Annotated in this window: 22 protein-coding genes; 16 read left to right on the forward strand and 6 right to left on the reverse strand. The window is 70.4% G+C overall.

Going from position 1 to position 23,476, the window contains the following annotated elements; translation table 11 throughout:
- Nucleotides 1-21 precede the first annotated feature (21 nt).
- Nucleotides 22-1,707: a carbohydrate binding domain-containing protein gene (locus tag ACFWYS_RS08585; protein ID WP_384765023.1), complete on the reverse strand. Its 1,686-nt coding sequence runs from the start codon at nt 1,705-1,707 to the stop codon at nt 22-24.
- 200 nt (nt 1,708-1,907) lie between these two features.
- Nucleotides 1,908-3,032, reverse strand: coding sequence for an ATP-grasp domain-containing protein (locus ACFWYS_RS08590; RefSeq protein WP_384765025.1), 1,125 nt, complete (start codon nt 3,030-3,032; stop codon nt 1,908-1,910).
- Nucleotides 3,033-3,291: 259 nt separating this feature from the next.
- Here ACFWYS_RS08590 and ACFWYS_RS08595 point away from each other — a divergent pair, with 259 nt between their 5' ends.
- Nucleotides 3,292-4,152, forward strand: a complete 861-nt coding sequence (locus tag ACFWYS_RS08595) for a metallophosphoesterase family protein (RefSeq protein WP_384765027.1) — start codon at nt 3,292-3,294, stop codon at nt 4,150-4,152.
- Complete coding sequence (locus ACFWYS_RS08600) at nt 4,149-4,829, forward strand: 4'-phosphopantetheinyl transferase (RefSeq protein ID WP_384765029.1); 681 nt, start codon at nt 4,149-4,151, stop codon at nt 4,827-4,829. Before ACFWYS_RS08595 ends, ACFWYS_RS08600 begins: the two co-directional genes overlap by 4 nt.
- Before the next feature lie 6 nt (nt 4,830-4,835).
- On the opposite strand, the gene ACFWYS_RS08605 is transcribed toward ACFWYS_RS08600, so the two are convergent.
- Nucleotides 4,836-5,066: a hypothetical protein gene (locus ACFWYS_RS08605; RefSeq protein WP_384765030.1), complete on the reverse strand. Its 231-nt coding sequence runs from the start codon at nt 5,064-5,066 to the stop codon at nt 4,836-4,838.
- A gap of 234 nt (nt 5,067-5,300) precedes the next feature.
- Between ACFWYS_RS08605 and ACFWYS_RS08610 the strand changes: the two genes are divergently transcribed.
- Nucleotides 5,301-6,344, forward strand: a complete 1,044-nt coding sequence (locus tag ACFWYS_RS08610) for an alpha/beta fold hydrolase (protein ID WP_384765032.1) — start codon at nt 5,301-5,303, stop codon at nt 6,342-6,344.
- Between the two features lie 39 nt (nt 6,345-6,383).
- Here ACFWYS_RS08610 and ACFWYS_RS08615 read toward each other — a convergent pair whose 3' ends face one another.
- Nucleotides 6,384-6,908 (reverse strand): toxin-antitoxin system, toxin component, encoded by a 525-nt coding sequence (locus ACFWYS_RS08615; RefSeq protein ID WP_384765112.1) that lies wholly within the window; start codon nt 6,906-6,908, stop codon nt 6,384-6,386.
- A gap of 39 nt (nt 6,909-6,947) precedes the next feature.
- The gene (locus ACFWYS_RS08620) at nt 6,948-7,598 is read right to left on the reverse strand and encodes a helix-turn-helix domain-containing protein (protein WP_384765033.1); all 651 of its coding nucleotides are present in this window, start codon (nt 7,596-7,598) and stop codon (nt 6,948-6,950) included.
- Between the two features lie 223 nt (nt 7,599-7,821).
- Here ACFWYS_RS08620 and ACFWYS_RS08625 point away from each other — a divergent pair, with 223 nt between their 5' ends.
- From ACFWYS_RS08625 to ACFWYS_RS08685, 13 genes are all read left to right on the forward strand, one after another.
- On the forward strand, nt 7,822-8,493 hold the full coding sequence (locus ACFWYS_RS08625) for a hypothetical protein (RefSeq protein ID WP_384765034.1): 672 nt from the start codon (nt 7,822-7,824) through the stop codon (nt 8,491-8,493).
- Nucleotides 8,494-8,631: 138 nt separating this feature from the next.
- Nucleotides 8,632-9,783, forward strand: coding sequence for an NAD(P)/FAD-dependent oxidoreductase (locus ACFWYS_RS08630; protein WP_384765035.1), 1,152 nt, complete (start codon nt 8,632-8,634; stop codon nt 9,781-9,783).
- Between the two features lie 62 nt (nt 9,784-9,845).
- Nucleotides 9,846-10,136, forward strand: a complete 291-nt coding sequence (locus ACFWYS_RS08635; protein WP_384765037.1) for a (2Fe-2S)-binding protein — start codon at nt 9,846-9,848, stop codon at nt 10,134-10,136.
- Nucleotides 10,129-11,652: an NAD(P)/FAD-dependent oxidoreductase gene (locus ACFWYS_RS08640; protein WP_384765038.1), complete on the forward strand. Its 1,524-nt coding sequence runs from the start codon at nt 10,129-10,131 to the stop codon at nt 11,650-11,652. The genes ACFWYS_RS08635 and ACFWYS_RS08640 overlap by 8 nt, the downstream gene beginning before the upstream one ends.
- A 69-nt stretch (nt 11,653-11,721) precedes the next feature.
- Nucleotides 11,722-12,618: a dihydrodipicolinate synthase family protein gene (locus ACFWYS_RS08645; RefSeq protein ID WP_384765039.1), complete on the forward strand. Its 897-nt coding sequence runs from the start codon at nt 11,722-11,724 to the stop codon at nt 12,616-12,618.
- A gap of 34 nt (nt 12,619-12,652) precedes the next feature.
- Complete coding sequence (locus ACFWYS_RS08650) at nt 12,653-13,654, forward strand: proline racemase family protein (protein ID WP_384765041.1); 1,002 nt, start codon at nt 12,653-12,655, stop codon at nt 13,652-13,654.
- A gap of 85 nt (nt 13,655-13,739) precedes the next feature.
- Nucleotides 13,740-14,444 (forward strand): GntR family transcriptional regulator, encoded by a 705-nt coding sequence (locus ACFWYS_RS08655; RefSeq protein WP_384765042.1) that lies wholly within the window; start codon nt 13,740-13,742, stop codon nt 14,442-14,444.
- Between the two features lie 103 nt (nt 14,445-14,547).
- Nucleotides 14,548-15,546, forward strand: a complete 999-nt coding sequence (locus tag ACFWYS_RS08660) for a LacI family DNA-binding transcriptional regulator (protein ID WP_384765044.1) — start codon at nt 14,548-14,550, stop codon at nt 15,544-15,546.
- Between the two features lie 120 nt (nt 15,547-15,666).
- Nucleotides 15,667-17,016 carry an ABC transporter substrate-binding protein gene (locus ACFWYS_RS08665; RefSeq protein WP_384765046.1) on the forward strand — a complete coding sequence of 450 codons (1,350 nt, stop codon included), beginning with the start codon at nt 15,667-15,669 and terminating at the stop codon, nt 17,014-17,016.
- A 6-nt stretch (nt 17,017-17,022) separates the two neighbouring features.
- On the forward strand, nt 17,023-17,979 hold the full coding sequence (locus ACFWYS_RS08670; RefSeq protein ID WP_384765049.1) for a carbohydrate ABC transporter permease: 957 nt from the start codon (nt 17,023-17,025) through the stop codon (nt 17,977-17,979).
- A complete protein-coding gene (locus tag ACFWYS_RS08675; protein WP_384765051.1) occupies nt 17,976-18,836 on the forward strand; it encodes a carbohydrate ABC transporter permease in 861 nt (286 codons plus the stop codon). The genes ACFWYS_RS08670 and ACFWYS_RS08675 overlap by 4 nt, the downstream gene beginning before the upstream one ends.
- A 33-nt stretch (nt 18,837-18,869) precedes the next feature.
- On the forward strand, nt 18,870-20,474 hold the full coding sequence (locus tag ACFWYS_RS08680) for a glycoside hydrolase family 13 protein (protein ID WP_384765053.1): 1,605 nt from the start codon (nt 18,870-18,872) through the stop codon (nt 20,472-20,474).
- 78 nt (nt 20,475-20,552) lie between these two features.
- Entirely contained in the window at nt 20,553-22,694 is a 2,142-nt protein-coding gene (locus ACFWYS_RS08685; RefSeq protein ID WP_384765056.1) for a discoidin domain-containing protein, read from the forward strand.
- On the opposite strand, the gene ACFWYS_RS08690 is transcribed toward ACFWYS_RS08685, so the two are convergent.
- Nucleotides 22,663-23,475, reverse strand: coding sequence for an ABC transporter ATP-binding protein (locus tag ACFWYS_RS08690; protein ID WP_384765058.1), 813 nt, complete (start codon nt 23,473-23,475; stop codon nt 22,663-22,665). The genes ACFWYS_RS08685 and ACFWYS_RS08690 overlap by 32 nt on opposite strands.
- Between the last annotated feature and the right edge of the window lies 1 nt (nt 23,476).

Raw genomic sequence — 23,476 nt, forward strand, 5'->3', positions numbered from 1 at the left:
CGGGGGACAGCACAGGACCACTCAGCCGGTGAACCCGGCCGTGATCGACGTGAACTGCCAGTTGCTCTGACTGATCCCGGAACAGTTGCTCGTCACGCCGCCGCCCGGACACGGCCGGTCACGGTTGACCGACCAGAAGGCGAGGCGGGCGATGTGCCGGGAGTTCGCCCAGTCGCGGATCTGGGTCCAGATCGCGGGCGAGGTGAGCTCCTGCTGATCGGACAGCCCGTTCATGCCGGAGATGCCGACATGGGCGTAGGCCGTGGCGTCGTCCCACCCGAAGGTGGACTTCAGCTTGTTCTTCAGCCCGTCCGTCGCGTTCACCGTGTTGCCGTACATGTCGGCGCCGCCGCCGAAGTCGAACGGCATGATCGTGAACACGTCGATGTCGGCGCCCAGCGCCTTGGCCTGCTCGATGAGCCGGTTGCCCCAGTAGGTCGGGCCGGTCGTCGAGGTGCCGAAGGTGAGGATGGTCCGCAGCCCCGGATTGTTCGCCTTGACGATCTTCAGGGCGTTCAGGATCCGGTCCTGCACGGTCGCGTTCTCGAACTCGTCGGTGTTCTCGATGTCGACGTCGATCGCCTTGAGCCCGTAGGCGTCGATGACCTTCTGGTACGCCCCGGCCAGCGCCTCGGCGCTGGAGCAGTTCGGCCCGAGTTTGTTGCCGCTCCAGCCACCGATCGACGGCACGATGTCGCCGCCCGCGGAGCGGATGGAGTTGATGACGCTCTGGTCGTTCCCGCCGGTCAGCGCGCGCTGACCGTCCCACGCCGGGTTGCAGCCGCCGGAGGACAGGATGAACGCCATCGTGTACCACTTGATCCCGGTCGCGCTCATCACCGAGGTGGCACTCGGCGGGTCGCCCCAGCCCAGGTACAGATAGGGCGCGGCCTGCTTGAAGCCGGTACCGCCACCGCCGCCCGCGTCCGTCGTCACGGTGACGGCGTTGGAGGCCGCCGAGACATTCCCGGCCGCGTCGCGTGCCTTCACCGTGAACGTGTACCCCGTGCTCGGGGACAGCCCGCCGACCGTGGCACTCGTGCCGGAGACACTGAGCACCTGGCTCGACCCCTGGTAGATGTCGTACGCCGTCACCCCGACGTTGTCCGTCGAGGCGTTCCACGCCAGCGACACGCTCGACGAGGTCTTGCCGGTGGACCGCAGGCTGCCCGGCACACTCGGCGCCTGACTGTCCGATCCACCGCCGCCGGGCCCGTCGAGGTTGATGTCGTCGGCGTAGTAGGTGCCCTGGGCGTACCAGCCGTGGACGTACACGGTGGCGCTGGTCTGTGCTGCGCCGGTCGTGAAGGACAGGGACAGCTGAGCGTACGCCGACGGGGACGACGTCCAGGTGGAGGGACCGCCGTCCACCCCGAGGTAGACGTAGGATCCGCGCACCCAGCCGCCGAGCGTGTAAGTGGTGTTCGGCCGGACCGCGACGGTCTGACTGCACTTTGCGTTGTCGCTCGAACTCACCGCCCCCGCAAGGGCCTTGGAACCGCCGTGCACGGGGGAGGAGACGATCGAGCCGAGGTTGCCGGTGCAGGACCACGGGGAGAGCCCGCCCGACTCGAATCCGGCGTTGGACAGGACGTTGGCCGCCTGAGCGGTACCGGGAAGAGCGACGGCTCCGGCGAACGCGAGAGCGGCGGAGCCGAGCAGAGCGAGGAGGCGACGTCTGGAGCGTCTGAAGGGTGAGGTGCGCACGCGATCTCCCTGAGGATGTGGGGTGGTTCGGGAGTGCAGAGACATGCGAAACGGTGCGCAACCAAGTTGGTATGGACCAATCCCGGTGTCAAGACCGGATGCCGGGATTGGCCAACACCCCAAGGGGCGGGGCTGTGTCGATATTCGACTCCGTCGCATGGGCGCGACAAGCCACGCACCACCCGCACCCGGCAGATCGCCTAGAGCGGCAGTACCTGAGCCGAAACCCCAAGGGACTCGACCGGCGCCGGAACGGCAGGCAGCAACGCCTCCGACCCCTCGGTCCGCTGCTGCGGCAGCGACACCGGCCGCACCGGCCGCGGCCCCGAGACCACCGTGTAGTCCTGCCCGAGGAACGGCGGAGCGACCTCCCCCGGGTCCTCCCCGAGCGCCAGCTGCACAGCCAGCCACGGCACATTGACCCCGCACAACGACAGCTGGTGCAACCCGCCGGCCGGCCGCGTGTTGACATCCATCAGCACCGGCGTCTCCCCGAACATCCGGAACTGGATGTTGGACAGATAGTGCAGCCCGAACCCCTCGGCGATCCGCCGCGCCGGCTCCAGCCACTGCTCCTGCAACGTGAACCCGCGCCGCCGGCCGTTCTTGAGCCTGCCGATCGCCAGCCGCACCCGGTTGTCGGGACCGGTGAGGCAGTCCACCGACACCTCCGGCTGCTCAAGGCGCGGCATCACCAGCCAGTCCACCGGCTCCTCGGCCTGCCGCAACGCCTCCAGCACCAGATCCAGCTGCACATACGGCGTCGGGAACCCGCTGAGGTGCATGAGGGAGAAGGGGGAGCGTGTGATCACCCGGAAGCCGACCCCGCCCGCACCGGACGCCGGCTTGAAGCACGCCTTGTGCCCGCCCGCCTCCAACTCCTCCACGGCGGCCAGGAGTTCGTCGGCGGTGCGCACCCGCCACCACGGCGGCACCGGCACCCCGATCGCCTGCACGGCCTCGTACGCGATCACCTTGTCGTGGAAGACCGCCACGGCCTCCGGCGGCGGCGCCAGCAGCGCCGTACCGACCGCCTCGAACTCCGCGCGGTGCGCCACGATCGCCGACTGGTGCATCCTGGGCACGAAGACATCGATCCCGCGGCGCCGGCACTGGGCGAGCGCGTACTCGACATACCCGGCCGGGGACAGGCCCTCCGGCTCCAGCTCGGCGGTGTCGGCGGCGGCCAGCACGGGCGAGTCGGCGTCCCCGTGCGTCGCATGGATCTCGACGGCCCGATCGCTGGGATTTCTCCGTAGCTGATCCATGAAGAACACGTTCTCCGCGTACGTGCGGTTGAGCCAGACGCGTACGCGAGAGACCATGCAGGGCCGTCCTTTCGGGTTCGCGGGCAGGGCAAAACAGGCCCGTACCCGGGCAGGGTGAATGGAGGGACACCAAAGCGCCCCGTGCGAAGGGGCATTCAAAGCGGTGGTGTTGGGGCGATCATACGGCTTTCAAGGGGTGCGGCGTGCAACGTACGTGTTACGGAATTGCGGATCATTCCTGACCACTCCCGCCCTTGTACGGTGAACGCAGCCTGTGTTCTCGTGGTGTCATTCGGGTGATCGGAAAGGGGCGAGGGTGACGTCGACGGTCGCCGGAACCGGACAGCTGCTGGCCATCAGCGACCTGCACATCGGCTACGAGGAGAACCGCGCCCTCGTCGAACGCATGCGCCCCGGCTCGGACGACGACTGGCTGCTCGTCGCCGGAGACGTGGCGGAGACCGTCGCCGACATCCGCTGGGCCCTGAAGACCCTCGCCGGCCGCTTCCGCAAGGTCCTGTGGGCACCCGGCAACCACGAACTGTGGACCCACCCGAAGGACACGACCACCCTGCGCGGCGTCGCCCGCTACGAGCACCTGGTCGACCTGTGCCGGGAACTCGGCGTGCTCACCCCCGAGGACCCCTATCCCGTCTGGGACGGCCCCGGCGGCCCCGTCGCCGTGGCACCGCTCTTCCTGCTCTACGACTACTCCTTCCTGCCCTCCGGCTGCACCACCAAGGAGGAGGGACTGGAGTACGCGCACGGGACCGGCATCGTCTGCAACGACGAGTACCTGCTGCACCCCGACCCGTACCCGTCCCGCGAGGCCTGGTGCGCGGCCCGGGTCGCCGAGACCGAGCGCCGGCTCGCCGCACTGCCCGAGGACCTGCCCACCGTGCTCGTCAACCACTACCCGCTGGACCGGCATCCCACCGAGGTCCTGTGGTACCCCGAGTTCGCCATGTGGTGCGGCACCCGGCTCACCGCGGACTGGCACCGCAGGTTCCGCGTGGAGACCATGGTGTACGGACACCTCCACATCCCGCGGACCACCTGGCACGAGGGCGTCCGCTTCGAGGAGGTGTCGGTGGGGTACCCCCGCGAGTGGCGCAAGCGACCGGACCCGCCGGGGCGGCTGCGCCGGATTCTGCCCGAGGAGGACGGGGCGCGTTGATCGAGGAACTGCTGCCGGACTCCGTCGTCACCGTCGAGGCGTACGGCGACGACGAGCTCGCCGTCACGGCCCTGTACCCGGAGGAAGAGGCCGTCGTCGCCCAGGCCGTCGACAAGCGCCGCCGGGAGTTCGCCGTCGTACGCTCCTGCGCCCGCCGCGCCATGGAGAAGCTCGGCGTGCCCCCGCAGCCGATCCTGCCCGGTGAACGCGGCGCCCCGGGCTGGCCGGCCGGCCTCGTCGGCAGCATGACCCACTGCGACGGCTACAGCGCCGCCGCCCTGGTCCGCGCCGCCGACCTCGCCTCCCTCGGCATCGACGCCGAACCCCACCAGAAGCTCCCGGACGGCGTCCTGCCCGCCGTCGCCCTCCCCGCCGAGACGGACCGGCTGCGCCGCCTGGCCGACGAGCACCCTGGCATCCACTGGGACCGGCTCCTGTTCAGCGCCAAGGAGTCCGTCTACAAGGCGTGGTTCCCCCTCACCGCAAAGTGGCTCGACTTCACCGAGGCCGACATCGACCTCTTCGCCGACCCCGGCGAGCAGCACACCGGAGGCCTGCGGGCCCGGCTCCTCGTACCGGGCCCGTGGGTGGACGGCCACCGGGTCGACCTCTTCGAGGGGCGGTGGACGGTCCAGCGGGGGCTGGTCGCCACCGCGGTGTGCGTGCCGCACAGCTGAGACGCCTCATGGCTCCGCGGGGCACCAGCTCTGCAGCAGCCGGAAGAACTCCTCCTCGTTGCCGCTCAGGCCCGCTTCCGCCAGGGCCCGCTCCGCCTCGGCGAGGACCGAGGGCGGGACCACGGGTGGTCGGCCCGAGCCGGGGGGAGCGTCGAACGCGGCTCGTACGGTGTGCAACAGCCGCAGATAGGCCTGGACGGCGGTGCGCTCGCGGTCGGTCAGCACGGCGGTGGTCATCGGTCGGCTCTCCCCAAGTCGGCGTCGTCACGTCACGCCCCGCATACGAGGGCGTACCACCAGCTTGCCGTCCACCACTGACAATCGGGCCTGGGCACACGTCCGTTCGCCCGCTTAGCGGAGGCGAAACCTCCTTGAAATCCCTTGTGGCAAAGCCGTCCTACGCTGGAAGGAAGGCCCTGCGGCCGCGCTCGCGGCCAGGAAACGGGAACAGGAACGGGGGGGCGAGAGAACGTGGTCGACGTCCCAGGACCGCGCCCGGCACGCGCCGTACGGCTGCGTCCGGTGGGTGACGGAGAACTCGGGTTGCGGTACCGCGTCGTACACGGCTACCGACGCGCGTTCCGGATGGCCGGCGAAGGGCCGGCGCTGGTGCTGATCCACGGCATCGGCGACTCCTCCGACACCTGGGCCGAGCTGATCCCCGACCTCGCCCGCACGCACACGGTGATCGCCCCCGACCTCCTCGGCCACGGCGCCTCGGACAAGCCGCGCGCCGACTACTCGGTGGCCGCGTACGCCAACGGCGTGCGCGATCTCCTCACCACGCTCGGCATCGAGTCTGCGACGCTGATCGGGCACTCTCTGGGCGGTGGAGTGGCGATGCAGTTCGCCTACCAGTTCCCCGAGCGCACGGAGCGGCTCATCCTGGTCAGCGCGGGCGGGGTGGGCCGCGAGGTCAATCCGGTGCTGCGGCTGGTCTCGCTGCCCGGCGCCCATCTCATGCTGTCGGCACTGCGGCTGCCGGGCATGAGACTGCAAGTCGGGCTGGCCGTGCGGTTGATGAGGCTTCTGGACACCGACATCGGCCTGGACGCGCCGGTAGCGCTCAACCTCGTGGATGCGCTGCCCGACGCGACCTCGCGCTACGCCTTCATCCGCACGCTGAGGGCGGTCGTCGACTGGCGGGGGCAGGTGGTCACCATGCTGGACCGCTGCTATCTGACCGAGGGCATGCCGACGATGCTGTTGTGGGGGGACCGGGACAGCGTGGTTCCGGTGCGGCACGCGTACGGGGCGCACGAGGCCATGCCGGGCAGTCGGCTGGAGGTCTTCGAGGGGGCCGGTCACTTCCCGTTCCACAGCGATCCGGACCGGTTCGTCGCCCTGGTGGAGGAGTTCACCAGCGCCACGGCCCCCGCCGACTGGAGCCGTGAGGCCTGGCGTGAGCTGCTGCGGGCGGGTCGGCCCGGCACGGCGGCAGGCCGGCCCGACACGGCCCGCAACCGGGCCGTGGAGCGGGATCTGCGTGAGGCGAGCGAGCGCAGCGCGACATGACCCGAGGCGCGTCCGGTACCTGAGCTGCCGTGCCTGAGGTCAGCCCTGTGGCCCGAGATAGCCCAGTGACGCCTCGATCCTGCCCGCCAAGTGGTCCCGCTGGCCCCGTGCCGAGGAAACCGCCAGCCACGCGCGGCACTTGCTGGCCAGCAGGAGACCGAAGGCCTCGGCCTCCTTCTCCTCGGCCTGGTCGAAGTGGCTGCGGGCGGCGACCTTCAGGACCGTCGAGCGCAGGTCGGCCTCGTCGTCCAGGAGGCGGGCCGCCACCGTGGCGCCCTCGATGCTGTGGCTGCAGTGGCCGGCCTTCATGTGCCACAGCTCATGGCCGAGGATCACCAATTGGTGGCCGGGCGCGGTGCGCTCCTCGATCACGACCAGGTCCTGGTCGGCCATGTCGAGCCACAGCCCGCTGGCGGTACCGACCGGGAAGGCGGCCGTACGGAAGTGGACGGGACGGCCGCGGCGTCTGCTCATCGCGTCGCACAGGGCGCCGTACAGCTTCTCGGGCTGCGCGGGTGCGACCAGCGTCAGTTCCGCGACCAACTCGCCGCACAGGCGGCGCATTTCCCTACCGATGCCCACAGGTCTCCCGTTCTCCCCGCATCACGACTCGGGCCGCTTGACGCTCTCCAGGAGCATGTCCAGCCACTCCGCGACCTTGTCGCGGTGCTGGTCGGTGGGCAGTTGGGCGGCCCGCCAGGCGATGCCGCGCACGCCGTGATCCTGGAGGAGCTTCTCCAGGGGGTCTTCGGCGGACTGGGCCGCCTCGCGTTCCGCCAGCTTCTGGAGGAGGTCCTGCTCGGTGCGTTGGAGGGCGCTCGCGAGCGCCTCGGGGTCCTCGGCCGTGAGGAATCCCGCGTGCACCCGGAAGAAGCGCTGTATGGCGTCGCAGTGCTCCATGGTGGGGCGCCGGTCGCCATTGATGAGAGCGCCTGCCTGCTGGCGGGACATGGCCGCGCCGTCGGCTATCTCCTGCTGGGTGTACTTGCGGCCGTTCGGCTTCAGCCGGGTGCGGCGCAGGAGGTCCAGGCGCTGCAGGAAGCGGGCCTGCACATCGCGCTCACCCGCGGGGCGGCCGCTCAGCAGGGCCTTGACCACGGGCTCCGGGACGCCGGAGGCCACGGACAGGCGGCCGGTGTCGAAGACCTCCGCGTGCGGCACGCCGAGCCGGTCGGCGAGCGCGGTGACGCGAGCGACGACGGCCGGCAGCACAACCGTCGGCGTGGCGCTCGGACCCTCGAAGCCATCCGTCACCGACAGATCTCCTACGTCTCTCACAGGCTTCTCACAAGCGGTTGCCGTGAACTTGGTGGAGATTACCCGCTGGTTCGAACTCACATCCAGGTCTCGCCACAACTGTGGCCAATTTCAGCCGTCAACAGCCGTGGAATGCCACGATAGTTGACATGGCTCGGACCCGGGCAGCAGGATCAAGGCGCCGCGTGAAGGCCGCATAGGCAAGAGGGGTGACCTCCCGATGGCATATCAGGCAGGTGGGCAGCGGTTCGAGCCGCGGCCCGGCCCCGAGAGCTGCGAGGCCCAGGCGTATCTCCGGGACTACGCCACTCTCCTGGAAGCCGTGCCCTTCCCTTCCGTCGTCCTCGACCACCGCTGGGACGTTGTTCTGGCGAACACCGCTTTCGCGTCACTTTTCCGCGGCGTGGGCCCGCATCCCACGGCCATGCCCGACGACAACTTCCTCCGTTTCGTGCTCTTCCATCCGGATGCGAGCACGGTCCTCGGCGAGCACGAGTCCAGCTGGTGCCTGCCGATGCTCGCCCACTTCGCGGCCGCCCTGGAGCGGGACGGCCACGACCACGGACTGCAGGCCATCCGCCGGGACATCGCCCAGGACCCGATCATGGAGGCCGCCTACCGGCAGGGCCTGCCGCACTGGATCCGCGCGGTCGGCGAGCGGGCCGTCGTGCAGGACGGTGCCGTACGTCCGTTGCTCCACCCCGATCCGCGCTGGGGGGCGACCGAGTGCCGCCTTGTCGACGAGACGCCCAGGACCCTTCAGGAGCTGGGCTGCACCCGGCTGACGCTGGTGCTGCGCGAGGTGCGCCGTGACCGGCCCAGGGTGTCCAGGGCTCGTGGGGCGCGACGCACCGTGAACCATCTGAGGGTCGTGCCCACCCCCGAGGCCTGATCGGGGCACCGTCGGCGTTCAGGTCGTCGACGGCGCCCCGTCAGTATCGCCGTGTCCCTGTGCCCCCGTGTCTCATATTGCCGTGCCACCGTGCCTCGCCTCATTCCCAGGACCAGAGATATGTGACATAGTACTGGCGTGAGCATGCGACTGACCTGCGATGTCGTGGTCGTCGGAGCCGGAATGGTGGGCGCGGCCTGTGCCCTGTACGCGGGCCGCGCGGGCCTCGACGTGATCCTTGTCGACCGTGGACCGGTGGCCGGCGGCACCACCGGGGCCGGTGAGGGCAACCTCCTCGTCTCCGACAAGGAGCCCGGCCCCGAGCTCGATCTCGCGCTGCTGTCCGGCCGACTGTGGAGTGAGGCGGCGCGGGAGTTCGGGGAGGCCGTCGAGTACGAGGCCAAGGGGGGAGTGGTCGTCGCCTCGTCGCCCGATGGGCTCGCCGCGCTGGAGCGGCTGGCCGCGGGGCAGCGCGCTGCAGGGGTCGTCGCCGAGTCGGTCGCCGGCGACGGTCTCTACGATCTCGAACCGCATCTGGCCCCAGGGCTGCCGGGCGGCGTCCACTATCCCCAGGACTGCCAGGTCATGCCCACCCTGGCCGCCGCCCACCTCCTCCGTGCCTCGGGAGCCCGGCTGTTCACCGGGCGGACGGTGACGGACGTGCTGCGCGCGCCGGACGGCAGTGTGCGCGGGGTCCGCACGGAGAAGGGCGACATCCACGCCCCCGCCGTCGTCAACGCGGCCGGCACCTGGGGCGGTGAGCTCGCCGCACTCGCGGGCGTGCATCTGCCCGTCCTGCCCAGGCGCGGGTTCGTCCTCGTCACCGAACCCCTTCCGCGCCGGGTCCGCCACAAGGTGTACGCCGCCGACTATGTGGCCGACGTGGCGAGCGACTCGGCCGCGTTGCAGACCTCGCCGGTGGTCGAGGGAACGGCGGCGGGGCCGATCCTCATCGGGGCCAGCCGGGAGCGGGTCGGGTTCGACCGGACGTTCTCGCTGCCGGTCGTACGGGCGCTGGCCGCCGGGGCGACCCGGCTGTTCCCGTTCCTGGAGCGGGTGCGCGCGATGCGGTCCTACCTCGGCTTTCGCCCGTATCTGCCCGACCACCTCCCCGCCATCGGGCCGGACTCCCGTGTTCCGGGGCTGTACCACGCCTGCGGCCATGAGGGCGCGGGCATCGGACTCGCCACCGGGACCGGCCACTTGATCGCACAGGCGCTCACGGCCAGGACCCCCGATCTGGACCTGGCCCCGTTCCGCCCCGACCGTTTCACCGAGGAGGCCGTGTGAGGTCCCCCAGAGCCCCCAGAGCCTCCCGATCCCCCAGCCCCCCCGGATCTCACAGATCCCCCGTGGAACTGGCCGAGGCCCGGCCGGGCCCCGCGTTCACCGTCACTCTGGACGACCGCGAGATCGAGGCACGGCCTGGCCAGACGGTCGCCGCCGCGCTCTGGGCGGCCGGAGTCACCTCGTGGCGCAGCACCCGGAGCGAGGGGCGGCCGCGTGGCGTCTTCTGTGGCATCGGCGTCTGCTTCGACTGTCTCGTCACCGTCAACGACCGCCCGAACCAACGGGCCTGCCTTGTGCCATTGCACCCGGGCGACGCCATCCGCACCCAGGAGGGGACTGGTCACGATGACTGACCCGAGCCGTCCCGGGACGGTGCCCCACCTCGCCGTGATCGGCGCGGGTCCGGCGGGGCTCGCCGCGACCCTGGCCGCCGCCGCCCGGGGGGTCCGGGTCACGCTGGTCGACTCGGCGGCGCAGGCGGGCGGGCAGTTCTACCGTCAGCCCGCGGCCGGGCTGCGCGCCGGTCGGCCGCAGGCCCTGCACCACCAGTGGCGGACGTGGGAGCGGCTGCGGGACGGACTGGACAGGTACGTACGAGCGGGTGCCGTACGGCACTTGACGGAGCATCATGTCTGGCTCGTGGAGCGCCGTTCCGGGCGGCCGGGGACGGGGCGGGGGACGGAGCCGGGTTCGGGGCCGGGGCCGGAATCGGCGTCCGGGGTGGCGGCGTCTGGTGGGGCGCCCAATGCGGCGTCCGGGCCGGGGTTCATCGTTCACGCGCTCATCGGTCCCGAGCAGGAGGAGCCGGCCGAAGTGCGCGCCGACGCCGTGCTCCTGGCCACCGGCGGATACGAGAAAGTCCTGCCGTTCCCGGGCTGGACACTCCCGGGCGTGGTCACCGCCGGTGGCGCGCAGGCCATGCTCAAGGGCGCCCTCGCGGTCTCCGGACGCACCGCCGTGGTCGCCGGGACCGGGCCGCTGCTGCTCCCCGTGGCGACCGGGCTCGCCGCCGCCGGCGTGGAGGTGGCCGCCCTGGTCGAATCCGCCGACCCCAAGGACTTCGTACGGCGTTCCCGCGCACTGTCGGGGCAGCCCGGCAAGGTCGCCGAGGGCGCCGGGTACGCCGCCCGGCTGTTGCGCCACCGGGTGCGGCTCCTGGCCCGGCACACGGTCGTCGAGGCGCACGGCACCGAGCGGCTCGAAGCCGTGACCGTCGCGGTACTCGACGGCGACGGGCGGGTCAGGCCCGGCAGTGAGCGCCGCATCCCCTGCGACACCCTCGCCGTCGGCCACGGCATGCTCCCGCACACCGACCTCGCCGAGACCCTGGGCTGCCGGCTCGACGGGCTCGACGTGCACGTCGACGCCGAACAGCGCACCGATGTGCCCGGCGTCTGGGCCGCCGGCGAGACCACCGGCGTCGGCGGCTCCGCCCTCTCCCGCGCCGAGGGCCATATCGCCGGACGCTCGGCCGCGGCGCGCCTGCGCGGGACCGCACCCGACCCGGGCGCCTGGGCGGCGGCCGCCAGGGTCCGGGCCCGGATGCGCGCCTTCTCCGCTGCGCTCGACTCCCTGTACGCCCCGCCCGCCCACTGGACCGAGCAGGTCACCGACGACACCGTCGTATGCCGCTGCGAGGAGGTCACCGCCGGGGCCGTCCGGGAGGCCGTGACGGAGCTCGGCGCCGGTGATCTGCGGACCGTGAAGCTGCTGACACGGGCCGGAATGGGGTGGTGCCAGGGGCGGGTGTGCGGGCCCGGTGTCGCGGGGGTCGCCGGGTGCGAACTCACCTCGTCCCTGCGGCCGTTCGCCCGTCCGGTGCCGCTCGGGGTGCTGGCCCGGGCCGGCGAGTCCGACCACCATCAGTGAAATGTCACACCCTAATGGCACACCCCAATGTCACATCCCAATGTCACACCTATTGAGAGGGGATCTCCCGTGACCGCCACCGAGAACCGACCCTGGCGCGGTGTCCTCGTCGCCACCGCCCTTCCGCTCAACGACGACCTCTCCGTCGACCACGGCAGGTTCGCCGAGCACTGCGCCTGGCTCGTCGAGAACGGCTGCGACGGTGTCGTACCGAACGGATCGCTCGGTGAGTACCAGGTGCTCACCCCCGAGGAGCGCGCCAAGGTCGTGGAGACGGCCGTCGCCGCGATCGGCGGGGCGCGGGTGATGCCCGGTGTCGCCGCCTACGGTTCCGGCGAGGCCCGTCGCTGGGCCGAGCAGGCGCGTGACGCGGGCTGCCGGGCCGTGATGCTGCTGCCGCCCAACGCCTACCGTGCCGACGAGCGTTCCGTCCTCGCCCACTACGCCGAGGTCGCCGAGGCGGGTGTGCCGGTCGTGGCGTACAACAACCCCATCGACACCAAGGTCGACCTCGTGCCCGGACTGCTCGCGAAACTCCACGGCGAGGGGTACATCCACGCGGTCAAGGAGTTCTCCGGAGACGTCCGCCGCGCCTATCAACTCGCCGAACTAGCCCCGGAACTGGACCTGTTGATCGGTGCCGACGACGTGCTGCTGGAGCTCGCGATCGCCGGGGCGAAGGGCTGGGTGGCCGGATACCCGAACGCGCTGCCGAAGTCCACGGTCGAGCTGTACCGCGCGGCCGTCGGCGGCGATCTGGGCACGGCGAGGGAGCTGTACGAGCAGCTGCATCCGCTGCTGCGCTGGGACTCCAAGGTCGAGTTCGTGCAGGCGATCAAGCTCTCGATGGACATCGTCGGCCGCCACGGGGGACGCTGCCGACCACCGCGGGTGCCGCTGCTGCCCGAGCAGGAGGCGGCCGTCCGCGCCGCCACCGAGAAGGCCGTCGCCGCCGGGCTCGCGTAACCGCACTCGCGCCGATCGCAAAGGAGGCTGGACCGTGCGCAGCAAACTCGTCCTGCACGCCGTCGACTCGCACACCGAGGGCATGCCCACCCGCGTCATCACCGGCGGCATCGGCACGATCCCCGGCGCGACCATGAACGAGCGGCGCCTGTACTTCCGGGAGCACCGCGACCACATCAAGCAGCTCCTGATGAACGAGCCGCGCGGTCACTCGGCGATGAGCGGCGCCATTCTGCAGCCGCCCACCCGCCCCGACTGCGACTGGGGCGTGATCTACATCGAGGTCTCCGGCTATCTGCCGATGTGCGGGCACGGCACCATCGGCGTGGCGACCGTGCTCGTCGAGACCGGCATGGTCGAGGTCGTGGAGCCGGTCACCACGATCCGGCTCGACACCCCGGCGGGCCTCGTCGTCGCCGAGGTGGCGGTGGAGGACGGCGCCGCGAAGGCGGTCACCCTGCACAACGTGCCGTCCTTCGCGGTCGCCCTCGACCGCAAGATCGCACTGCCCGACGGGCGCACGGTGACATACGACATGGCGTACGGCGGCAACTTCTACGCCATCCTGCCGCTGGAGCAGTTCGGGCTGCCCTTCGACCGTTCCCGCAAGGACGACATCCTGCGGGCGGGCCTCTCCCTCATGGCGGCGATCAACGCCGAGGAGGAACCCGTCCACCCCGAGGACCCGTCCATCCGCGGCTGCCACCACGTCCATCTGATCTCCCCCGGCGCCACGGCCCGTCACTCCCGGCACGCCATGGCGATCCACCCCGGCTGGTTCGACCGCTCACCCTGCGGCACGGGCACCAGCGCGCGGATGGCCCAGCTGCACGCGCGCGGTGAACTCCCGCTGCACACCGAGTTCGTGAACGAGTCGTTCATCGGCACCCACTTCACCGGCCGGCTCCTGGACACCACCGAGGTCGCCGGGCACCCCGCCGTCCTGCCCAGCTTCACCGGCCGCGCGTGGATCACCGGCACCGCGCAGTATCTGCTCGACCCGTCCGACCCGTTCCCGGCCGGGTTCGTGCTGTGAGCGTCCTTCGAACGTCGAGGATAATGAGGTCGGTAACGCGTGACATTGCACCAGGCATTGCACTGTTTGCCCTGCTAGGAGACCCATGGCCGCCCAGCGCACCAGCGCCCCGTCCACCGCAGCCGCCCCGGCGCTGCCCTCCCTGGGCGGAAGGAAGAGCAGCTACCGGGAGCGGGTCGCCGACGCCCTGCGGGCCGCGCTGATCGCCGGTGAACTCCTCCCGGGCGAGGTGTACTCCGCCCCGACGCTCGCCGCCCGCTTCGGCGTCTCGGCGACACCGGTGCGCGAGGCCATGCTCGACCTGGTCAAGGAGGGCCTGGTCGACACCGTCCCCAACAAGGGCTTCCGGGTCACGGCCGTCTCCGAGAGACAGCTGGACGAGTACAAGCACATCCGTGCCCTCATCGAGATCCCCACGGTGGTGGAGCTGGCCAGGACCGCCGACAAGGTCTCCCTGGAGGCGCTGCGCCCCGCCGCCCGGGAGATCGTCCAGGCCGCCGTCGCCGCCGACCTCATCGCCTATGTCGAGGCCGACACCCGCTTCCACCTCGGCCTGCTCGCCCTCGCGGGGAACGCCCATCTGGTGGAGGTCGTCGGAGATCTCCGCAAGCGCTCCCGCCTCTACGGCCTCACCGCACTCGTGGAGGCCGGCCGCCTGCTGGCCTCCGCCGAGGAGCACCTCGAACTCCTCGACGCGTTGATCGCCCGCGACGAGAAGGCCGTGCGCGAGGTCATGACCCGGCATCTGGGGCATGTGCGCGGTCTGTGGGCCGCACGCGGGGAGAGCTGACGCATCCGCGGAGACCGCCGACACAGTCACCGACGCAGTCACCGAGACCGCCGATAACGCCTTTACGCAAGCCGTTTGCGTTCCTTGCGCTATTCTTGCGTTCATGACGCGACGACTTGCTGAAGTGGCGAAGAAGGTCGGGGTCAGTGAGGCCACGGTCAGCCGGGTGCTCAATGACAAGCCCGGTGTCTCCGAGGCCACCCGGCAGGCGGTGCTGTCGGCGCTCGATATCCTCGGTTATGAGCGGCCCACGCAGTTGCGCGGTGAACGCGCCCGGCTCGTCGGTCTGGTGCTGCCGGAGCTGCAGAACCCGATCTTCCCGGCGTTCGCCGAGGTGATCGGCGGTGCGCTCGCCCAGCTCGGGCTGACACCGGTGCTGTGTACGCAGACCAAGGGCGGTGTCTCCGAGGCCGACTATGTCGCGCTGCTGCTGCAACAGCAGGTCTCCGGCGTCGTGTTCGCCGGCGGGCTGTTCGCCCAGGCCGATGCGCCGCACGATCACTACAAGCTGCTCGCCGACCGCAACATCCCGGTCGTGCTGATCAACGCGGCCATCGAACACCTGGGCTTCCCCGGGGTGTCCTGCGACGACGCGGTGGCCGTGGAGCAGGCCTGGCGGCATCTGGCCTCGCTGGGGCACGAGCGGATCGGGCTGGTGCTCGGGCCGGCCGACCATGTGCCGTCGGCGCGGAAGCTGGCCGCCGCGCGGGGCATCGCGGGGGAGTTGCCCGAGGAGCGGGTGGCACGGGCCATCTTCTCGATCGAGGGCGGGCATGCCGCCGCCTCCCGGCTGATCGACCGGGGCGTCACCGGCATCATCTGCGCGAGCGACCCGCTGGCGCTCGGGGCGGTCAGGGCCGCTCGCCGCAAGGGGCTCGCCGTCCCGTCGGAGATCTCCGTCGTCGGGTACGACGACTCCGCGTTCATGAACTGCACCGAGCCTCCGCTCACCACCGTCCGCCAGCCCATCGAGGCCATGGGGCGGGCGGCCGTGGAGCTGCTGAACGCGCAGATCGCGGGCAGTGCCGTACCGGCCGAAGAGCTCCTGTTCGAGCCCGAGTTGGTGGTTCGCGGCTCGACCGCGCAAGCGCCCCGGGGGTAGGTGCCCACCAGAACCATCCCTATGTCGAATAATTGCAGATTCTGCGCGACATCTTGCGGACAGATGTCGCCGGTGCTTGAGTGTGCGGCGCCCACCGCTCCTGCCCAGAGGGGTCCACCGATGAGAAGCACCGGGTTCCGCCGTACCTTCGCCGCGCTCAGCGTCTGCTCCCTCGCCCTCGCCGTCACCGCCTGCGGGTCGGGCGGCGGCGAATCGGCGAGCGGCAAGACCCGTATCACGGTCAACTGCATGCCGCCCAAGAGCGCCAAGGTCGACCGGCGGTTCTTCGAGCAGGACATCGCGTCCTTCGAGAAGGCCAACCCGGACGTCGACGTCGTGGCCCATGACGCCTTCCCCTGCCAGGACCCGAAGACCTTCGACGCCAAACTCGCCGGCGGGCAGATGGAGGACGTCTTCTACACGTACTTCACCGACGCCCGGCACGTGGTCGACATCAACCAGGCGGCCGATCTCACGCCGTACGTCAAGGAGTTGAAGAGCTACGACACCATCCAGCAGCAGCTGCGCGACATCTACACCGTCGACGGCAAGATCTACGGCATCCCGCGCACCGGCTATTCGATGGGCCTGATCTACAACAAGAAGCTCTTCGAGGAGGCGGGACTCGACCCCGAACAGCCCCCCACCACCTGGGAGGAGCTGCGCACCGCCGCCAAGAAGATCGCCGGCCTCGGCGACGGCACCCTTGGTTACGCCGACTACAGCGCCCAGAACCAGGGCGGCTGGCACTTCACCGCCGAGGTCTACTCCCAGGGCGGGGACGTCGTCTCCGCCGACGGCAAGAAGGCCACCGTCGACACCCCCGCGGGCCGCGCCGTCCTGCAGAACCTGCACGACATGCGCTGGACGGACAACTCCATGGGCAGCAAGCAGCTCCTGGTCATCAACGACGTCCAGCAGCTGATGGGCTCCGGCAAGCTCGGCATGTACCTCTCCGCCCCCGACAACATCCCGATCCTGGTCAAGGAGAAGGGCGGCGATTACCAGGACCTCGCCCTCGCCCCCATGCCCGGCGGCCAGGGCACGCTCATCGGCGGCGACGGGTATATGTTCAACAAGAAGGCGAGCCCCGAGCAGATCCGTGCCGGACTGAAGTGGCTGGACCACATGTTCCTCACCCCCGGCGACGGCTTCCAGGGCGACTACGCCCGCGCCAGGAAGAACGACGCCCCCGTCGGCCTGCCCGAGCCCCGGCTGTTCACCGGCGCCGCCGACGCCAAGGACCAGCAGGTCAAGAAGGCCAACGCCAATGTCCCCGTGGACAACTACCGGGCCTTCCTCGACGGCAACCAGAGCCTCGACATGAAGATCGAGCCGCCGCACGCCCAGCAGATCTACTCCGTCCTGGACGGCGTCGTCTCCGCCGTCCTCACCAAGGAGGACGCCGACATCGACCAACTCCTCAAGGACGCCTCCGGAAAGATCGACGGCATCCTGGCCCGAGGCTGACGGACCATGCCCAAGACGGCTCAGCGACGGACCGTCCCGAAGGTCCCGATCCGCCCGGTGCAGGCGCCGCCCCCGGCACGGGACCGCAGGCGGCGCCGCCTCGCCGACCAGGCCCGCGCCTACGGCTTCCTCCTCGGCGGCCTCGTCTGCTTCGCCCTGTTCTCCTGGTACCCGGCGATCCGCGCCGTCGTGATCGCCTTCCAGAAGTACACGCCCGGCAGCGACCCCGAATGGGTCGGCACCGCCAACTTCACCCGCGTCTTCGCCGACCCGGAGTTCGCCGCCGCCTGGCGCAACACCCTCGTCTTCACGCTGCTCGCCCTGCTGATCGGCTTCGTGATCCCCTTCGTACTCGCCCTCGTCCTCAACGAGTTGCGGCACGCCAAGGCGTTCTTCCGGGTCGTGGTCTATCTGCCGGTGATGATCCCGCCGGTGGTCAGCGCCCTGCTCTGGAAGTGGTTCTACGACCCCGGCACCGGACTCGCCAACGAGGCGCTGCGCTTTGTGCACCTGCCGACCTCGAACTGGTCGAACGGAGCCGACACCGCCCTCATCTCCCTTGTCCTCGTGGCCACTTGGGCCAACATGGGCGGCACCGTGCTGATCTACCTCGCGGCGCTCCAGTCCATCCCGGGCGAGCTCTACGAGGCGGCCGAACTCGACGGCGCGAACCTGCCGCAACGCATCCGGCACGTCACGATCCCGCAGACCCGCTTCGTCATCCTGATGCTGATGCTCCTTCAGATCATCGCCACGATGCAGGTCTTCACCGAGCCGTTCGTCATCACGGGCGGCGGCCCGGAGAACGCCACGGTGACCGTCCTCTACCTGATCTACAAGTACGCCTTCCTCTACAACGACTTCGGCGGCGCCTGCGCGCTGAGCGTCCTGCTCCTCGCCCTCCTCGGCGCCTTCTCCGCCGTATACCTGCGACTGACCCGCACCGGAGGTGAGGACGCGTGAGCACCCGTACCCTCGTCTCCCCGGCGACCCTGGCCCGGCCGCGCGGCAGGGCCGCCTACTGGTCCGTGTTCACCGCCACAGTGGTGCTGTTCACGCTCGCGTTCCTGTTCCCCGTGTACTGGATGGTGACGGGCGCGATGAAGTCGCCGGACGAGGTGGCGAAGACCCCGCCCACACTCGTCCCCGAGCAGTGGCACCTCGGCGGCTACACCGACGCCTGGGACCTGATGCAGCTGCCGACCCATCTGTGGAACACGGTCGTCCAGGCCGCCGGCGCCTGGCTGTTCCAGATCGTGTTCTGTACGGCCGCCGCCTATGCGCTGTCCAAGCTGCGGCCCGTCTTCGGCAAGGTGCTCCTGGGCGGCATCCTGGCCACGCTGATGGTCCCCGCGCAGGCCCTCGTCGTGCCGAAGTACCTGACCGTGGCGGACCTCGGACTGCTCAACGACCCGCTCGCCATCTGGCTGCCGGCCGTCGCCAACGCCTTCAACCTGTACCTGCTGAAGCGGTTCTTCGACCAGCTCCCGCGCGACGTCCTGGAAGCCGCCGAGATCGACGGCGCCGGGCGGCTGCGTACCCTGTGGTCGATCGTGCTGCCGATGTCCCGTCCGGTCCTGGGCGTGGTGTCGATCTTCGCCCTGGTGGCCGTGTGGCAGGACTTCCTCTGGCCGCTGATGGTCTTCTCCGACACCGAGAAACAGCCGATCAGCGTCGCGCTCGTCCAGCTCTCGCAGAACATCCCGCTGACCGTGCTCATCGCCGCGATGGTCATCGCCAGCATCCCCATGGTCGCGATGTTCCTGGTCTTCCAGCGGCACATCATCGCCGGAATCGGCGCGGGCAGCACCAAGGGCTGACGTCCTACCCGTACTCACAGAAGGGGCCACACCGTGGCACAGCCCCGTCATGCCGCCGCACAGTGGTGGCGCTCCGCCGTCATCTACCAGGTCTACGTCCGCAGCTTCGCGGACGGCGACGGCGACGGCACCGGCGACCTCGCGGGCGTCCGCGCCCGGCTGCCGTACTTCGCGGAACTCGGCGTGGACGCGCTGTGGTTCACGCCCTGGTACGTCTCACCGATGAAGGACGGCGGCTACGACGTCGCCGACTACCGTGCGATCGACCCGGCGTTCGGCACCCTCGCCGAGGCGGAGAAGCTCATCGCGGAGGCAGCCGAGCTGGGCATCCGCACCCTCGTCGACATCGTGCCCAACCATGTCTCCGACCAGCACCCGTGGTTCCGGGCGGCCCTGGCCGCCGGACCCGGCAGCCCGGAGCGGGAGCTGTTCCACTTCCGCCCCGGGCGCGGCCCGCACGGCGAACTCCCGCCCAACGACTGGCCGTCCCAGTTCGCCGGCTCCACCGAGCCCGTCTGGACCCGGCTCCCCGACGGGGACTGGTACCTCCACCTGTTCACCCCCGAACAGCCCGACCTCAACTGGGCCCACCCCGTGGTCCGCCAGGAACACGAGGACATCCTGCGCTTCTGGTTCGAGCGGGGCGTGGCCGGCGTACGCATCGACTCGGCCGCCCTCCTCGCCAAGGACCCCGCCCTGCCCGACCTCGCCGGAGCACCCGACCCGCACCCCTTCGTCGACCGGGACGAACTCCACGACATCTACCGCTCCTGGCGGACCGTCGCCGACGACCACGACGGCGTCTTCGTCGGCGAGGTCTGGCTCCCCGACCCCGAGCGCTTCGCCCGCTATCTGCGCCCCGACGAACTGCAGACCGCCTTCAACTTCGCCTTCCTGTCCTGCCCCTGGGACGCGGAGCGGCTACGGGCGTCGATCGACACCACCCTCGCCGAGCACGCACCCGTCGGCGCCCCCGCCACCTGGGTGCTGTGCAATCACGACGTCACCCGTACGGTCACCCGCTACGGCCGCTCCGACACCGGCTTCGACTTCGCCACCAAGGCCTTCGGCACCCCGACCGACCTCGCCCTCGGCACCCGGCGGGCCCGTGCGGCGGCGCTGCTGTCGCTCGCCCTGCCCGGCGCCGTCTACGTCTACCAGGGCGAGGAGTTGGGGCTGCCCGAGGCCGACATCCCCCGCGCCCGCATCGAGGACCCGATGCACTTCCGCTCCGGCGGCACCGATCCGGGCCGCGACGGCTGCCGGGTGCCGCTGCCCTGGGAAGCGGGCGCACCGTACGCGGGCTTCGGCTCCCGCGAGGGGCCGTGGCTGCCGCTGCCCGAGGACTGGGCGTCGTACGCGGTCGACCGCCAGGCCCAGGACCCCGGTTCGATGCTGAGCCTCTACCGTACGGCGATCACGATCCGTCCCGTCTTCGGTGGCGGCCCGCTCACCTGGCTGACCGCACCCGACGGCGTTCTCGCCTTCGCCCGCGCCGACGGCGGCGTCCTGTGCGTGGTCAACCTCGCGGAGACTCCGGCCGACCTGCCCGCCCACACCCAACTGCTCCTGGCCAGCGGCCCCTTGGACCCCGAGGGACGGCTGCCGCAGGACACCGCGGTCTGGCTGCGCGCCTGAGACCGCACCGTATCCACCCCCGCTATCCCCGCACCCCCACATCGAAGGGATCAGCACATGCACAGAACTGTCAGGGGCATGCCAGCAGTAATGGTCGTCGCGCTCTCCGCCGGCCTGCTCACCGCAACGGCCCCGTACGCCCAAGCGGCCTCCGGCGCCACCCTCCCCTTCACCTCCGTCGAGGCCGAGTCGGCGACCACCACCGGCACCAGGATCGGCCCCGACCACACCCAGGGCACACTCGCCTCCGAGGCCTCCGGACGCCAGGCCGTACGGCTCACCTCCGGCCAGCGCGTCGAGTTCACCGTGCCGCGCGCGGCCAACGCCGTGAACCTCGCCTACAGCGTCCCGGACGGCCAGTCCGGCACGCTCGACGTGTACGTCAACGGCACCAAGCTCACCAAGAGGCTCCCGGTGACCTCCAAGTACTCGTACATCGACACCGGTTGGATCCCCGGTGCCAAGACCCACCACTTCTTCGACAACACCCGTCTTCTGCTCGGTCAGAGCATCCAGGCGGGCGACAAGGTCGCCTTCGAGGCGACCGGCACCCAAGTCACCGTCGACGTCGCCGACTTCGAGCAGGCCGACGCGGCCGCCACCCAGCCCGCCGGCTCGGTCTCGGTCACCTCCAAGGGCGCCGACCCCAGCGGCAACGGCGACTCCACGCAGGCCTTCCGGGACGCGATCTCCGCCGCCCAAGGGGGAGTGGTCTGGATCCCGCCGGGCGACTACAAGCTGACGTCCTCCCTCAGCGGCGTACAGAACGTCACCCTCCAGGGCGCCGGCCACTGGCACTCCGTGGTGCACACCTCCCGCTTCATCGACCAGTCCAGCTCCTCCGGCAACGTCCACATCAAGGACTTCGCGGTCATCGGCGAGGTCACCGAACGCGTCGACTCCAACCCCGACAACTTCGTCAACGGCTCGCTGGGGCCCGGCAGTTCCGTCTCCGGCATGTGGCTCCAGCACCTCAAGGTCGGCCTCTGGCTGATGGGCAGCAACGACAACCTCGTCGTCGAGAACAACCGCTTCCTCGACATGACGGCCGACGGCCTCGACCTCAACGGCAACGCGCGCGGCGTCCGCGTCCGCCACAACTTCCTGCGCAACCAGGGGGACGACGCGCTCGCCATGTGGTCGCTGTACGCGCCGGACACGAACAGCAGCTTCGAGAACAACACGATCACCCAGCCGAACCTGGCCAACGGCATCGCGATCTACGGCGGCACCGACATCACCGTCAAGGACAACCTGATCTCCGACACCAACGCCCTCGGCAGCGGCATCGCGATCTCCAACCAGAAGTTCCTGGACCCCTTCCACCCGCTCGCCGGCACCATCACGGTCGACGGCAACACACTGGTCCGCACCGGTGCGATGAACCCCAACTGGAACCACCCCATGGGCGCCCTGCGGGTCGACTCGTACGACAGCGCCATCGAGGCCAACGTCCGGATCACCGACACGACCGTCACCGACAGCCCGTACAGCGCCTTCGAGTTCGTGTCGGGGAGCGGGCGCGGCTTCGCGGCGAAGAACATCACCGTCGACGGCGCCACCGTGCGCAACACGGGCACGGTCGTCGTCCAGGCCGAGACACAGGGCGCCGCCACCTTCCGCAACGTCACCGCGACCGGCGTAGGGGCCGCCGGCATCTACAACTGCCCCTACCCCGCCAACTCCGGCACCTTCACCCTCACCGACGGCGGCGGCAACTCCGGCTGGTCCAGCACCTGGTCCGACTGCTCGACCTGGCCGCAGCCCGGCCAGGGCAACCCGGACCCGGATCCGAATCGCAACCTCGCCAAGGGGCGGCCCGCCACGGCCACCGGCTCACAGGACGTCTACACACCGGGCAAGGCGGTCGACGGCGACCCGGGCAGTTACTGGGAGTCCACCAACAACGCCTTCCCGCAGTCCTGGACCGTCGACCTCGGCTCGGCCGAGGCGGTGCGCCGACTGGTGCTGAAACTGCCGCCGTCCTCGGCTTGGGGTGCGCGCACCCAGACCGTCACGGTGCTGGGCAGCACCGACGGCTCGACCTACTCGACGGTCGTCGGCGCCGCCGGCTACCGCTTCGACCCGGCCACCGGCAACACGGCCACCGTCTCCCTGCCCGACTCCACCAGCCTGCGCTATCTGCGGCTGACCGTCAGCGCCAACACCGGCTGGCCCGCAGGCCAGTTCAGTGAGGTGGAGGCGTATCGGACTTCGTGACCGAGTCCCGCACCACCCCGCGCTTCGCCGCCTGGATCTGTGCGTACACACGGGTCCGCAGCTCGGCGAAGCGCGGGTCCACGCGGGTGTGCAACTGGTCGCGTTCGGCGGGCAGTTCGATCTTCAGCTGCTCCTGGACGACGGTGGGGGAGGCGGACAGCACGATCACCCGTTCGCCCAGGTACACCGCCTCGTCGATGTCGTGGGTGACGAACAGGATCGTGATGCCACGCTCCTGCCACAGCCCCCGCACCAGGTCCTCCAGATCGGCCCGCGTCTGGGCGTCCACCGCCGCGAACGGCTCGTCCATCAGCAGCACACGGGGCTCGTACGCCAGCGCGCGGGCGATGGCGACACGCTGCTGCATTCCGCCGGACAGCTGCCAGGGGTACGCCCCCACGGCATCCGCCAGCCCCACGGACTCCAGCGCGTCCCGCACCAGTTCCCGGCGCCGCGCCTTGCCCAAGTCCTTCTTTCTCAACGGGAGTTCGACGTTCTCGCCCACCCGCATCCAGGGGAAAAGACTGCGCCCGTACTCCTGGAAGACGAACGCCATCCCGGGCGGCGGCCCGCTCACCCTGTGCCCCTCCAGCAGCACTTCACCGCTCGTCGGCGCGAGCAGACCGCCCATGCACTTGAGCAGGGTCGTCTTGCCGCAGCCCGACGGCCCGACGAGACAGACCAGTTCTCCGGCGTCGACGGTGAAGGTGAGGTCGCGGACCGCTTCCACACGCCGCCCCGACCCCTCGTAGACCTTCTTCAGGCCCCGTACGTCGAGCATG

The organism is Streptomyces sp. NPDC059010 (genome assembly GCF_042740355.1).
Lineage (GTDB): Bacteria > Actinomycetota > Actinomycetes > Streptomycetales > Streptomycetaceae > Streptomyces.